At 37.5% G+C, this 12,298-nt stretch carries 18 protein-coding genes and 1 tRNA gene; 5 read left to right on the top strand and 14 right to left on the bottom strand.

Features of this window, described 5'->3' with window-relative positions:
* Positions 1–33 precede the first annotated feature (33 nt).
* The 3 genes from BK585_RS19530 (at position 34) to BK585_RS19540 (ending at position 1,229) form a co-directional block, all read left to right on the top strand.
* Complete coding sequence (locus tag BK585_RS19530) at positions 34–480, top strand: GNAT family N-acetyltransferase (protein ID WP_078555607.1); 447 nt, start codon at positions 34–36, stop codon at positions 478–480.
* A 148-nt stretch (positions 481–628) separates the two neighbouring features.
* Complete coding sequence (locus BK585_RS19535; protein WP_078555608.1) at positions 629–904, top strand: hypothetical protein; 276 nt, start codon at positions 629–631, stop codon at positions 902–904.
* 52 nt (positions 905–956) lie between these two features.
* Positions 957–1,229, top strand: a complete 273-nt coding sequence (locus BK585_RS19540; protein ID WP_078556925.1) for a CPCC family cysteine-rich protein — start codon at positions 957–959, stop codon at positions 1,227–1,229.
* A gap of 106 nt (positions 1,230–1,335) precedes the next feature.
* Here the strand turns inward: BK585_RS19540 and BK585_RS19545 are convergent, their stop codons facing one another.
* The 8 genes from BK585_RS19545 to BK585_RS19580 all read right to left on the bottom strand — a co-directional run bounded on the left by BK585_RS19545 (position 1,336) and on the right by BK585_RS19580 (position 7,013).
* On the bottom strand, positions 1,336–2,118 hold the full coding sequence (locus BK585_RS19545; RefSeq protein ID WP_078555609.1) for an ABC transporter permease: 783 nt from the start codon (positions 2,116–2,118) through the stop codon (positions 1,336–1,338).
* Positions 2,115–3,008, bottom strand: coding sequence for an ABC transporter ATP-binding protein (locus tag BK585_RS19550; RefSeq protein WP_078555610.1), 894 nt, complete (start codon positions 3,006–3,008; stop codon positions 2,115–2,117). The genes BK585_RS19545 and BK585_RS19550 overlap by 4 nt, the downstream gene beginning before the upstream one ends.
* A 12-nt stretch (positions 3,009–3,020) precedes the next feature.
* Positions 3,021–3,218 (bottom strand): PLD nuclease N-terminal domain-containing protein, encoded by a 198-nt coding sequence (locus BK585_RS19555; protein ID WP_078555611.1) that lies wholly within the window; start codon positions 3,216–3,218, stop codon positions 3,021–3,023.
* 2 nt (positions 3,219–3,220) lie between these two features.
* Entirely contained in the window at positions 3,221–3,439 is a 219-nt protein-coding gene (locus BK585_RS19560) for a transcriptional regulator (protein WP_139367598.1), read from the bottom strand.
* Positions 3,426–3,764, bottom strand: a complete 339-nt coding sequence (locus BK585_RS19565; RefSeq protein ID WP_078555612.1) for a YxlC family protein — start codon at positions 3,762–3,764, stop codon at positions 3,426–3,428. The genes BK585_RS19560 and BK585_RS19565 overlap by 14 nt, the downstream gene beginning before the upstream one ends.
* Positions 3,748–4,296 carry an RNA polymerase sigma factor SigY gene (sigY, locus tag BK585_RS19570; protein WP_078555613.1) on the bottom strand — a complete coding sequence of 183 codons (549 nt, stop codon included), beginning with the start codon at positions 4,294–4,296 and terminating at the stop codon, positions 3,748–3,750. The genes BK585_RS19565 and sigY overlap by 17 nt, the downstream gene beginning before the upstream one ends.
* Positions 4,297–4,468: 172 nt before the next feature.
* Positions 4,469–6,253, bottom strand: coding sequence for an aliphatic sulfonate ABC transporter substrate-binding protein (locus tag BK585_RS19575; RefSeq protein WP_078555614.1), 1,785 nt, complete (start codon positions 6,251–6,253; stop codon positions 4,469–4,471).
* A complete protein-coding gene (locus BK585_RS19580; protein WP_078555615.1) occupies positions 6,174–7,013 on the bottom strand; it encodes an ABC transporter ATP-binding protein in 840 nt (279 codons plus the stop codon). Before BK585_RS19580 ends, BK585_RS19575 begins: the two co-directional genes overlap by 80 nt.
* Before the next feature lie 194 nt (positions 7,014–7,207).
* Between BK585_RS19580 and BK585_RS19585 the strand changes: the two genes are divergently transcribed.
* Positions 7,208–7,639 carry a group I intron-associated PD-(D/E)XK endonuclease gene (locus tag BK585_RS19585; RefSeq protein WP_078555616.1) on the top strand — a complete coding sequence of 144 codons (432 nt, stop codon included), beginning with the start codon at positions 7,208–7,210 and terminating at the stop codon, positions 7,637–7,639.
* Positions 7,640–7,699: 60 nt separating this feature from the next.
* Here BK585_RS19585 and BK585_RS19590 read toward each other — a convergent pair.
* The 5 genes from BK585_RS19590 to BK585_RS19610 form a co-directional block, all read right to left on the bottom strand.
* Positions 7,700–7,775 (bottom strand) — tRNA-Ala (locus BK585_RS19590).
* 102 nt (positions 7,776–7,877) lie between these two features.
* Complete coding sequence (locus BK585_RS19595; RefSeq protein ID WP_078555617.1) at positions 7,878–8,066, bottom strand: hypothetical protein; 189 nt, start codon at positions 8,064–8,066, stop codon at positions 7,878–7,880.
* Positions 8,067–8,147: 81 nt separating this feature from the next.
* Positions 8,148–8,549 carry a YugN-like family protein gene (locus tag BK585_RS19600; protein WP_078555618.1) on the bottom strand — a complete coding sequence of 134 codons (402 nt, stop codon included), beginning with the start codon at positions 8,547–8,549 and terminating at the stop codon, positions 8,148–8,150.
* Positions 8,550–8,643: 94 nt separating this feature from the next.
* Positions 8,644–9,996, bottom strand: coding sequence for a glucose-6-phosphate isomerase (locus tag BK585_RS19605; RefSeq protein WP_078555619.1), 1,353 nt, complete (start codon positions 9,994–9,996; stop codon positions 8,644–8,646).
* A 164-nt stretch (positions 9,997–10,160) separates the two neighbouring features.
* On the bottom strand, positions 10,161–11,327 hold the full coding sequence (locus BK585_RS19610) for an iron-containing alcohol dehydrogenase (protein ID WP_078555620.1): 1,167 nt from the start codon (positions 11,325–11,327) through the stop codon (positions 10,161–10,163).
* 188 nt (positions 11,328–11,515) lie between these two features.
* On the opposite strand from BK585_RS19610, the gene BK585_RS19615 reads away from it, so the two are divergent.
* A complete protein-coding gene (locus BK585_RS19615; RefSeq protein ID WP_026671803.1) occupies positions 11,516–11,743 on the top strand; it encodes a DUF378 domain-containing protein in 228 nt (75 codons plus the stop codon).
* A 46-nt stretch (positions 11,744–11,789) separates the two neighbouring features.
* On the opposite strand, the gene yugI is transcribed toward BK585_RS19615, so the two are convergent.
* The gene (gene yugI / locus BK585_RS19620) at positions 11,790–12,215 is read right to left on the bottom strand and encodes a S1 domain-containing post-transcriptional regulator GSP13 (protein ID WP_078555621.1); all 426 of its coding nucleotides are present in this window, start codon (positions 12,213–12,215) and stop codon (positions 11,790–11,792) included.
* Positions 12,216–12,298: the final 83 nt, after the last annotated feature.

A 12,298-nucleotide genomic window follows, 5' to 3' on the forward strand; every position in this document is an offset into this window, starting at 1 on the left:
TGGTTCCCTTCAATATTGAAAAGGGGTAACGTATTGAAAAAAACATCTTTAAAATCAATTGATAAAAGCAACTGGGAAGAAGCTATTCAATTATCTGTAAAAGAAGACCAACAATCATTTATCGCATCCAATCTATATTCAATAGCAGAAGTTCAATTTCTAGATAACTTCTATACAAAAGGTATATATATTGATACCAAAATGATAGGATTTACAATGTATGGTATCGATCCTGACGATCATAATTATTGGATTTATAGGCTTATGGTTGATAAAGATTACCAAAGTAAAGGTATAGGCGTACAAGCTATCCATCTCATCATTGAAGAAATAAGGGGTAGTAATGATACGAATATTCCTCTTATTATGATAGGTTATAATCCTGAAAATCTTTCTGCAAAATTTGCTTATAAGAAGGCAGGATTTATAGAGACTCAATTATCATCTTGGGGCGAACAACTAGCAAAGTATACTTTGTAAAGTGTGGAATACTAAGGGAGGATTTACTTCTTTAAGGGGTGAATCCCTTTTTTAAAGGTTAGCTTATTAAAGATGTCACTGTTCTACTAAACGCCAGTATACACTAATATGCCGAACACCTTATTAGTACAATTAGAAAGTAAAACACATGGAAAATACCTTACAATATAAAAAAGTGATGTTCTATTTTAAAGTATTATTATTAACGTTAACGATATTATCCACATGCTTTGTCATCTGGACAGGTTTCACTGGTAGACAGTCTATTTTTCCTATGCTATTATGTCTAACCATGTTACTTTCCATTAGTAATTTACTGCTTGGAAATGAAGATAGTAAAAGAAAAACGTTTTATAGGATTTTATTTTTTGCGTCATGTCTGTCACTTGCATTTGCAGTCCTGAACCTAATTGTTGGACGATAATTGCGAGGATGAAAAAGGTACACAAAACTATGTAGAAAGTCTGAGTGATGTAATGAAATTCACCTGTCCTTGTTGCGGATATAAGACATTAGACGAAAAACCGCCTGGCACTGATGAAATTTGCAAAATATGTTTCTGGCATGATGATTTCGTCCAATACGAAGACCCTGATTTCAAGGGAGGAGCAAATGATGTTTCATTAAGACAGGCACAGCAAAATTACACTTTATTTGGTGCGTGCCAAGAAGACTGTATTCAATTTGTAAGAAAGCCTACTAAGAATGATAGTAGAGATTCGAGCTGGAAACCGTTAACTCACAATTAAAATCACCTAACAGTTATAAAAAGAGGGCGAGACAAAAGGTTGTTTCCCGCTTGTCTCACCCTCTAAGCATTGAGATTAGTTTCCAGCTATATTCCGGCCTCTTCATCTACCCATCATATCTTTCAAACCGTTGAAATGATACGACAGCTAGGATGAAAAACATTAGGATTAATCCAATCGTACTGAATCCTACGAGCCATACAGAAGACATCCACTGACCTTCTAATAAAAGCTTTGTCGCTTCTGCCCGAAGATTCCCAGGGCTCCACTTCATATATTTAGGCAATAACGTTGTAAGGAGACTAAGCGCCCCTAGAATTAAAACACTAGCACCAGCTATACCACCCATTCCTTTTACAAGAGTTCCTATCAAAATCGTTAGGACCACTGTTAACATGACCCATAGACTACTTATCACGAAACTACTAAGCATCATCGTCCATGGCACTGAGGAGAAAAGAAGGTTTGTATAATACCAGGCTAAGACATAGGAGAGGAATACAGAAACTAGTAGAATGCAAAGTTGTGCGACCGTTTTACTTCCGATATACTGTAATGCGCTAACCGGTCTGACCATAATTAAGGTCAATGAGCCATTTTGTCTTTCTTGAGAAATGACTCCCATCGTAGCTAACACAAACAATAGCGTTCCAATCGTACCAAATTGAGACAGGATGCCAATCAAAACTTCCTCTCCTGTTGGAATTGGTATTTCTATTACCGCACCTTCAGGTAAGTTACCCGCTGCCTCAAGTATTTGTGGCATATAATAGCTTGTAATAGGTTGTGAAATCGCAATAACCATTAAAACAATGGGTAGCCAAATCCACTTGCCATTTTTGAAGCTCTCATTCATTTCTTTCATCAATAAAACTATAAAATTTCTCATCGCTTCATCACCTTTAAATATGCGTCTTCAAGTGAATCCTGCATCGTTTCATAATGAGTAACCGTCACTTTCCTGCTCAACATTTCTGTTAACAGTTCATTTCGTTTTGACATATCACTCATGTAAATCATCGCTGTCGTTTGGTCAATATAATCGATTGAATCAATAAACTCTATTTCTTCTAGTAACCCTTTAATCGGACCTTCAATTCGAAGCTTAATCGCTAAAGTATCGAACTCATTTTTTAATACGTCTAACGTACCGTTCCACTTTAATTGCCCATCTTGAAGCATCAATATTTCTTCGCACACTTGTTCAGCGTCATGAAGAATATGCGTTGAAAATAAAATGGTCATTTCCTTTTTTAATTTTTCAATTAAATCAAGTACATCACGTCTCCCTGAGGGATCGAGTGCTGAAACGGGTTCATCAAGAATAAGCAACTCTGGCTCATGAAGTAGTGCCTGAGCTAACCCAAGACGCTGTTTCATTCCTCCCGAGAATCCACCTATTCTTTTGTGCTTGTCTTTTTCCAAACTCACAAAAGCTAACGTTTCCTCTATTCGGGCGGCTAATTTTTTCTTTGGAATATGAGATAACTTCCCAGCAAATTGAAGAAACTCCGTTGGTGTCATCCAATTAAAAAAGGCTGGGTGCTGTGGCAAAAAACCTATCTTGTCTCGGTAGTCCTTTTTTATAACCCCATTAAAGGAAATTGTTCCTGTTGTAGGTGTAAGCAATCCCGCTAACATTTGTAATGTCGTCGTTTTCCCAGCACCGTTAGGACCTAATAATGCGATGCACCTGCCACGATTTATTTTGAAAGAAATATGGTTCACTGCTTTATGTTCTTTAAAATTCTTAGATAAATCAATGATATCAACGAGCATCTGAATGTCCTCCTATTTTTTTCGACCAATCACAAAATATAAAACCGCCCCTATTAAATTGACAAATAAGATAATAAGGACCCACATCCATTTTGGACCATTTGTTTCCTCTTGTTTACTTAAATTAATTAATGCAAAAACGACTAATATAAGTTGTAATATAAGGATTGGAGCAAGCAAAGCTAAATTAATATCTTGTAAACCTTCCATTGTTATTTCTCCTCCATTTGTTTAAGTCTTTTTTTATACGGTCGAACGACAAGTAGTAAGTAAAACAAAGTTGGCAATGGGAACTGTATCAATCCCCACAACCCCCAAAACCACGGAAATCGACTCTTCTTTTTTGCATCAATAAATAACAAGATACTTTGTATAAGCATTACCGGTAGGACAAGAAGCAGGACACTCAACTCACAATCACATGTTGTCATAAGCTGTATCCCCTTCCGCTTTTTCTTTTTTATATAACACAACACCAATAATAGGTAAGACAATGACTGCTAAGCCTTGAATGACAAGAAAGAGGATAGGTGCTTGTGCGATACTCATGGCTATTGCTGTTAAAATTAGAATTGCTGTGAGTAGAAACAATCCAAATTCCTTATAGAACGCTTTTTTCCTTTCAGCTTTGAACGCGACTATCTGTTCTTTTATTTCAAAAACAGAGGGTGTTTGTTCTGCAAGGCTATCGAGATTTTTCCAATCCTGTTGTAATGCATTTGTTATTTTGTCTTGTTGGTCATTTTGCTTTTTCAACCTCATCCCACTCCTTTCTTATCGACTTAAGTCCGTTATGAATTCTTGATTTCACGGTTCCAGGTCGAACCCCAATCATCTTTCCGATTTCGTCATAGGTGTACCCATAATAATGGTGTAAAAGGATCGGAATTCTCACGTCACCTTGAAGTTGATTGAAATCAGCGAAAATGTCACTCCACTCGATACTTTGTAAAGCTGCTTCATAGGAAAGTGACCTTGAAAGTGTTTGTTTCAAGTTTTCTAGCCACTTCTTTTCCCGCTTTTGTTTACGGAGATAGTCGATATACAATCTTGATGCGATTGATATCATCCACGTTGAAAATTTACTCTCTCCTTTATATGAAGATAAATTGGAATAACACTTGAACATCGTTTCTTGAGAGAGATCAGAACTTATCTCTTCATCTAATGTGAGTTTTAATAAGTACTTGTATAAAAAAGAATAATACCGTTGAAACAACTGCGAAAAGGCATCATCATCTCCCGCTATTGCTTTTCGTATTAACATTACATCATCCTCATGTTCCATCTGGAGCCCCCTTTCTTGCTCTGTCCCTTATATGACGTCTGTCGGTTTGAAATCGTTCATTTTAAATATAACTTTTTTTATCTTTTTATTTTTAACGTAAAAAAAAAGATTATCAAAAAAAGAGGGTGGAACAAAAGGTTGTACTGAACCTTTTGTCCACCCTCTACTACCGTTATCTTGTTTTAGTAATAAACTCTAGGTCTACCATTCCATGTAAATCAAATGGTTTTTTTACATATCCTGCCTGAGCAGATAACTCTGCAAATTCTAATAATGTTTCTTCATTTATTTCAGATGTTATTTTAATTCGTTCAAGTGATGAACCAATTACGTCTTCCGGGAGCTCTTTATTCGTTAACTCTTTTAATTTTACATTGAACAACGTTTTCGACTCTTCTGGATGATTTTCAATGAATGAAATGACATTAACATGAGCTTGGATAAATTGCTCGACAACTTCAGGATGTTGTTGCTTAAACGCTTCTCTTACAATCACAACCGTTGTCGGGTATTCGCCATTTTTCCAAATGTCGTTTGAATCTACTAAGATAACGGCTTCTGTTTTGTCTATGAGTTGACTTCCCCATGGCTCAGGTACAATGGCTGCATCGATTTCCCCTTGTAAAAACAATGTCACCATATCAGCTGGAGCACTTTGGATAATGTCTACCGTTCCGCCTAGTTTTTTGTCTTTTAGCCCTTTTTGCTCAAGAACATGACGTAGCTGAATATCCTGTGTGTTTCCTAATTGCGGAACCGCCACTCTTTTTCCATCTAGGTCATCAACGGTTGTTATCTCAGGCGATGCAACGAGCACCGTACCTCCATCCGTAACACCTGCGATAATACGCGACCCTTGACTATTCAAGTAATTTGTAATCGCTGGTCCAGGACCTACATACGCTACATCAATTTGACCTGCTGACAAAGCTTCCATTAAAGTGGGGCCTCCATCAAAGTGGTGAGCCTCGATCGTCACACCTTGAAGTTCATCTTCAAATTTCCCGCTTTGTAGCCCAACAAGTGCTGGCATATGGGTGATATTCGGTAGGAACCCGAATCGTACAGTTTCTTCATTTGCTTTAGATCCTGATAGGGAGCTGACTGCAATTACACCAATAATTGCTACAACAAGCGCAATGGGAGCCCATTTGCGGAGCGGCCCTTTTTGCTTTACTTTTTTCCCATCATCTTTCTTAAGTCCCCAACGAACAAGAATGTTATCTTCTACTTTACGGAAGATAAAGTGGTCAACGAGTGAACCTTGGATTGCAATGATAATAATAACCGCAAGCACTAAGCTCATATCCCCAAGGTTTCGTCCTAACATAAGCACTTGCCCTAATCCCGTTCCACTACCAATTAATTCTCCAGCTAATAACGCTCTCCAGGCAAAGGCCCAAGCCATTCTCATTCCCGTAATCATTTGCGGAATCGCAGCCGGGAGCATGACTTTTGTAAACAGTTTTACTCCTTTGACGTTCATCATTTTTGCTGCAGAAATATAGACGCGGTCTACACTTCGAATGCCGCTTTCTGTATTGAGCGTCATCGTCCATGTCGCCCCAAGCGCGACAACAAAGATAATCGCTTGGTCGCCAATTCCAAACCAGAGAATCGCAATTGGTAACCACGCAATACTTGGAATCGTTTGTAACGCCATAATCGCTCTTCCGATAGTATCGGATAAAAGTGAAAATCTAGCTATGAGTGTTCCTAACAGCACTCCGATAATAATCGCTAGGCCATATCCAATAATCAGTCGTTTTAAGCTTGCTCCAACTGCCAATAAAAGCGTTTGGTCAATGATTCCTTGCACAAGCGTTGTCGCAACATCCACTGGCCCTGGAAATAAGTTCGGGGGCCAAATTTGAAATCTATATACCGCTTCCCATGTTATGAGTAGAATGACTAGAAACAGTGCGGCTCTTAAATTCGTACGTGTCATCAATTTCATTTTTCATCACCTTTTCGATTTCTTCTCGTAAAACATCTAGTATTTTGTTTTCAATGTTTAATAGATCTTGTGTCATAATTCGAGGACGCCCAAATGGGATTTCGAATTCCTCTTTAATTCTTCCTGGTCGTGTTGAAAAGGTGAGAATTCGGTCTGACAACGTGACAGCTTCACGAATGTTATGGGTTACAAAAACCACACTCTTTTTCGTTTTCATGACGATTTCTTCTAGCTCGACGTGAAGCAATAATCTAGTTTGTTCATCAAGTGCTGAGAACGGCTCATCCATCAAAAGAACTTGAGGGTCTAACGCTAACGCTCTAGCAATGGATACCCTTTGTTTCATTCCCCCTGATAACTGATGAGGATAATGCTGTGCAAATTTTGACATATGAACCATAGCTAGAAAATAAAGAACTCGCTCTTCCATCTCTTTTTTTGATAACTTGCCTTTTATTTTTAATCCAAACATGACGTTTTCAAATACCGTTAGCCAAGGAAACAGAGCTGCCTCTTGAAACACCATCATCTGTTCAGGTACTGGTTTAGTTATTTTTTTGTCTTGCAGCGTGACTGTACTTTGTTTATCTGCTTGCTCAAGTCCCGCGATAATTTTTAAAACCGTTGATTTTCCGCATCCTGAGGGGCCAAGCAATGATACAAATTCTCCTTCTTTTACTTGAAATGAGATATTGTCAATCGCTTGAAATGACTCACCATTTTGCATATACGTTTTACTTACATTATTAAGCTGAAGCATCTTCTCAACCCCTAATTCCATTAATTCAAATAAAAATACTTGGTTTTTAAACTATAAGTATTCATACCTTGTTAATCGGATTATATAGTGTGTTTTACAAACCGTCAATAGGATTTACATTTTCTTAATAATTGATAGTTAGTATTATAAATAGTAAAATAAGAACAAACATTCTGTATAAGGGAGGTAATATTATGAACTCTAATGATAAGGGAGATATCTCATTAACTTCAGTTATATCTTTTTTAGTAAAAAACGGTGTTAGCGTGTGTTTACCAATTACAGATAACAAACGCTACGATTTAATTATGGATAACAATGGTAAACTTTATAAAATGCAAGTAAAAACAGCAAAACTCCATAATTCTAAAGCTTATTTAGACTTCCTTGCTTGTAGTTATAGAATGACCTCAAAAGGGAATAAAGCAAAACAATACACTAAAGAAGAAATTGATGGTTTTCTTATTTATTGCTTTGAACTTGATGCCGTTTACTTAGTATGGATTAATGAAGTCGAGGATTTAAAATCAAAAGTAAGGTTGAGAATCGATAAATGTAGAAATAACCAAGAAAATGGGATAAGATATGCTCAAGATTTTGTTTTGTTAAACCAACTCTGTATCTAATTAAAAAAAACGACACTACTATTCAATAAAAAAATAATAGGGCCGTTAATTGTTTATGTATGGTGGAGCATAGCGGGTTCGAACCGCTGACCTCTTGACTGCCAGTCAAGCACTCTCCCAGCTGAGCTAATGCCCCGTAGTTTTACGGATGTTCTTTCATTGAGGATCCTGTTTCTTCCTCTTCATGCGTTGCTTTGTCGCTTATGCGTCGAAACAATCGTCGTTTAATCACGATAAGTTATATTATAAGGATGAAGCCGGTGAACGTCAAGGCTAATAAAATGTCCAAAATAAACCACGCAATGCCAGCCACGATAGCTACGAAAAATGCACCCAGTATGTTTTCTTTCTTAAATGTTTTGTATTTGGAATAATCAAATATAATCCAACCCACAAAAATGGCTAAGGCAAAAAGTATGGAATCCATGAACAGCCCTCCTAAAGTTCCTCCAACCATCATACCAAGTTTAGACCGTATCGACAAGAAAAAAAGACCGAAAGTCTCGGTCTATAAATATAGAATGGTGGCTTCTAGTTCTTGAATGAGATTTTGAGCAATTGGAATATATTTTTCTTTTATGGAAGCATCTTTGTCTTGTGGTTCTGAAAACTGATTAAGTACTGGGTACTTATCACCGACATAGTCATCTAAGCCACGTTGATATTTATGGGCAAGTAGAAAAGGCTTCATTAATCTCACCTTGACACCTCTTTGTTCTAATTCCCCGTTTGTGGCTTCAAACGGAAGTCGAAAAAAGATATAACTGCCGTCGTCATCAATTTTATAATCAAAATAGCCATGGTCATAATCCCAGTTTCCACCGATAACGTATCCAAGTGGCTTTAATTTTTGTTCTAAATCATATAGGACAAATTCTTTATGTTCAACAGCCGATTGTAATGGAATCATCACGATCAATCCTTTCAGCGAAGCATTGTTGTTTTTAGATTGCCCGATAACAGAAAAAACATGCTAAACAGTTTCCCGTCTAGCATGCTTTTTCTTATTTTAAACGCTCTTCTAATTCAGCTTTTTCTTTTTCAAATCCAGGCTTACCTAATAGAGCAAACATGTTTTTCTTATATGCTTCTACTCCAGGTTGGTCAAATGGATTTACTCCTAATAAGTACCCACTTATCGCACAAGCTTTCTCGAAGAAATAAACTAAGTATCCGAAAGAATACTCATTTAACTCTGGGATTGACACAATCAGGTTAGGTACTCCTCCATCTGTGTGCGCAAGTAACGTTCCTTGGAACGCTTTTTTATTAACAAAGTCCATCGTTTGTCCAGCTAGATAGTTAAGCCCATCTAAATCTTGCTCAGCTTCCTCAATGACAACTTCCTCACTTACTTTTTCAACATGTAGGATCGTTTCAAAAAGGTCACGTCGTCCTTCTTGAATGTATTGTCCCATTGAGTGAAGGTCAGTTGAGAAGTCAACTGCTGCTGGGAAGATTCCTTTTAAATCTTTTCCTTCACTTTCGCCGTAAAGTTGTTTCCACCATTCAGATACAAAGTGCAGCTGTGGCTCATAGTTAACCATAAGCTCAATCGTTTTTCCTTTGTTATATAATGCATTTCGAACTGCCGCATATTGATATGCTTGGTTCTCAGCTAGGCTAGCATTGTTTAAATCATCGCTAGCATCCTGTGCACCTTTCATCATTTTTTCGATATCAAGTCCAGCTACAGCAATAGGTAATAAACCAACAGCTGTTAAGACGGAATAACGTCCACCGACATCATCAGGAATCACAAATGACTCATAGCCTTCTTCATTAGCAAGAGTTTTAAGAGCGCCACGAGCTTTATCAGTTGTTGCATAAATGCGACTTTTTGCTTCTTCTTTTCCATATTTCTTTTCAAGGAAATCACGGAATATGCGGAATGCAATTGCAGGCTCAGTTGTTGTACCAGATTTTGAAATGACGTTAACTGATACGTCTTTTCCTTCTAATAGCTGAAGTAAGTGCTTTACATACGTAGAAGAGATATTTTGTCCAACGAAAAAGACTTGTGGTGTTTTTCTCTCTTCTTTTGTAAGGGTGTTATAAAAAGAGTGCTGTAATGCTTCAATCGCTGCACGAGCCCCTAAGTATGATCCACCAATACCGATAACAAGTAGCACATCTGAATCAGACTTAATCTTTTCAGCCGACTTTTGAATGCGAGCAAATTCCTCTTTATCATAATCGTGGGGAAGAGTCACCCATCCTAAATAATCATTTCCCGCTCCTGTTCCGTTATGTAATGCTTCATGTGCGGCACTGATACTATGTTGGAAGTAATCAACTTCATGTTGTCCAACAAAATCTAATGCTTGTTTGTAATCAAATTTCAATTTACTAGTCATAATTTCCTCCTATGTATTTCATCTATTCTTTATCACTTTAATCAAACAAACTAAACAATTCAAGAAACTTTTTAATGAATTTTGATATTTCAAGCAATTATTATGAAAAAATGACTTGTCTATTTTTTATATGGAGCACTAAGCAAAGTCAGTGCTCTGGTGTCTTATAATGCGCTTTTTAAAATAGAAATGACATCTTCTTTTCCTAATTTTTTAAAGTTTCCAAACGAACCATTTTTCGTCGCAATGTCCGCAAGCCTCTCGAGTTGACTGTCATCAATGTCATAGTCAGCAAGACGAGATGGTGCGCCAAGTCCAACCCAAAACTGTGATAGCTTATCAATCCCTTCTAAGGCAATCTCTTCATCAGTCTTTCCTTCTGGGTCAACTCCTAGTACACGAATAGCTAATTGAACATGACGGTCCATGTTTCTTTCTTGTATTGAGTATCTAAGCCAGTGTGGAAAAATAATAGCTAAGCCACCAGCATGAGGAATATCATACACTGCAGAAATGGCATGCTCTAAGTTATGTGAACCCCAATCTCCACGTGAGCCCATTTGAATAGTTCCATTAAGTGCCATGGTTCCGCAATATAAGATGGTTTCGCGGTGCTCATAATTTTCAAGATTCTCGAGTAATCTTGGGGCCGTTTCAATCACTGTTTTTAAAATGGATTCAGCAAAGCGATCTTGTAACGGCGTATTTGTTTGGTGATGAAAATAAGACTCAAGTACATGACTCATAATATCAACAACACCGTATACGGTATGATCTTCAGGAACGGTCACTGTAAACTGAGGGTCTAATATTGAGAAAGCCGGGTATGAATACGGACTGTTCCATCCAACCTTCTCATTTGTTTCCCAATTCGTAATTACGGAGTTGGCATTCATTTCTGACCCTGTAGCAGCCAACGTTAGTACAGTCCCAAGTGGCAACGCACCTGTTGCCTTTTCCTTTTTGATGATGATATCCCAGACATCTCCATCAAACTTAGCACCGACTGCAATGGCTTTCGCTGCATCAATCACACTTCCGCCACCGACAGCTAATACTAAATCAATGTTTTGCTGTCTGCAGATTTCAACACCTTTATGTACACTTGTTAATCTTGGATTTGGTTCAACACCTGCTAATTCAAATACATTTGCATTCACTTTTTGAAGCTCAGACATCACATTATCATAAAGTCCATTTTTTATTATACTTCCGCCACCATAGACCACTAACACATTTTTCCCATATTGACTTACTTCCTGAGAAAGCTGCTCTAGTTGGTTTTTCCCAAATATTAATTTCGTTGGATTATGAAACGTAAAATTGATCATGTTCTTCACTCCTTCCTAAATATTATCCCCTAACTTGAAAACCTATGTAAAGTAGAATGGCTCATCATTAAATTAATTTAAAATCATATTTATTTTTAGAGATGATGCATAATTAAACGGCTATTGCGTCATTCTAAAATGTACAAGCACGATTGTATGTGCTAACTACCATAACGGAGGTGAATGTTGTGAGCGGCATTCAACGTACAGCTTTGGTTCTAGCCATAATTGGTGCAATTAACTGGGGGCTTATTGGCTTCTTCCGATTCGACCTAGTGGCAGCGATTTTCGGTGGACAAGCTGCAGGCTTTTCACGCTTTATTTATGCCCTTGTCGGTTTAGCAGGTCTTTATTGCATCTCTATTCTTTTTAAGCCTGACGAAGAGCTTGAAAGAAGTCCTGAGACACAGCGTTAATCTAATAAAAAGAGGAGCCTTTAACAGGCCCCTCTTTTTTCTTGCTTTATTTTTTTGCTCTTTTGTTTAAGTCCGCTTGAATTTCATTTGATTGCTTTAACCAATCTTTAAGCTTATCTTCAAGAGTGTTAAACCCTTGAGCTTTTTGTTGCTTATTGTTGTCAAAGCTTCCGCCTCTATTTACAGGTGGACGTTTTGGTCTTTCTTGACGCTCCGGACGTTCTGGAGCAGGTTGTGTTGCGCGAATAGAAAGAGAAATCTTTCCAGACGCCTCATCAATTGACATAACTTTAACCTTTACTTCGTCTCCCACTGTTAAGACATCATTAATATCCTTTACGAAACCGTGTGCTACTTCAGAAATATGAACTAAGCCTTGTTTTTTCTCATCAAGTGCAACGAACGCACCGAATGGTTTAAGACCAGTCACCTTCCCTTCAACGATACTACCTACCTCAATATTTGCTACCATCAAAACATCTCCCTAACATTTTATTAACTTATACAGTTTAACACAATGACTCACGTAACGCAAAAACCAATTAAGCCCTATTG

Origin of the sequence: Bacillus alkalicellulosilyticus, from assembly GCF_002019795.1 — a bacterium.
Taxonomy (GTDB): domain Bacteria; phylum Bacillota; class Bacilli; order Bacillales; family Bacillaceae_F; genus Bacillus_AO; species Bacillus_AO alkalicellulosilyticum.

Bases quoted from the DNA above. Each gene is read 5' to 3' on its own strand.
- yugI (WP_078555621.1), bottom strand. From the start codon at position 12,215: ATGGTAGCAAATATTGAGGTAGGTAGTATCGTTGAAGGGAAGGTGACT.
- BK585_RS19595 (WP_078555617.1), bottom strand. From the start codon at position 8,066: ATGGATTCCATACTTTTTGCCTTAGCCATTTTTGTGGGTTGGATTATA.
- BK585_RS19555 (WP_078555611.1), bottom strand. From the start codon at position 3,218: ATGGAAGGTTTACAAGATATTAATTTAGCTTTGCTTGCTCCAATCCTT.
- BK585_RS19575 (WP_078555614.1), bottom strand. From the start codon at position 6,253: ATGAAATTGATGACACGTACGAATTTAAGAGCCGCACTGTTTCTAGTC.
- BK585_RS19585 (WP_078555616.1), top strand. From the start codon at position 7,208: ATGAACTCTAATGATAAGGGAGATATCTCATTAACTTCAGTTATATCT.
- BK585_RS19600 (WP_078555618.1), bottom strand. From the start codon at position 8,549: ATGATTCCATTACAATCGGCTGTTGAACATAAAGAATTTGTCCTATAT.
- BK585_RS19605 (WP_078555619.1), bottom strand. From the start codon at position 9,996: ATGACTAGTAAATTGAAATTTGATTACAAACAAGCATTAGATTTTGTT.
- BK585_RS19550 (WP_078555610.1), bottom strand. From the start codon at position 3,008: ATGCTCGTTGATATCATTGATTTATCTAAGAATTTTAAAGAACATAAA.
- BK585_RS19610 (WP_078555620.1), bottom strand. From the start codon at position 11,327: ATGATCAATTTTACGTTTCATAATCCAACGAAATTAATATTTGGGAAA.
- BK585_RS19535 (WP_078555608.1), top strand. From the start codon at position 629: ATGGAAAATACCTTACAATATAAAAAAGTGATGTTCTATTTTAAAGTA.
- BK585_RS19545 (WP_078555609.1), bottom strand. From the start codon at position 2,118: ATGAGAAATTTTATAGTTTTATTGATGAAAGAAATGAATGAGAGCTTC.
- BK585_RS19580 (WP_078555615.1), bottom strand. From the start codon at position 7,013: ATGCTTCAGCTTAATAATGTAAGTAAAACGTATATGCAAAATGGTGAG.
- BK585_RS19560 (WP_139367598.1), bottom strand. From the start codon at position 3,439: ATGACAACATGTGATTGTGAGTTGAGTGTCCTGCTTCTTGTCCTACCG.
- sigY (WP_078555613.1), bottom strand. From the start codon at position 4,296: ATGGAACATGAGGATGATGTAATGTTAATACGAAAAGCAATAGCGGGA.
- BK585_RS19540 (WP_078556925.1), top strand. From the start codon at position 957: ATGAAATTCACCTGTCCTTGTTGCGGATATAAGACATTAGACGAAAAA.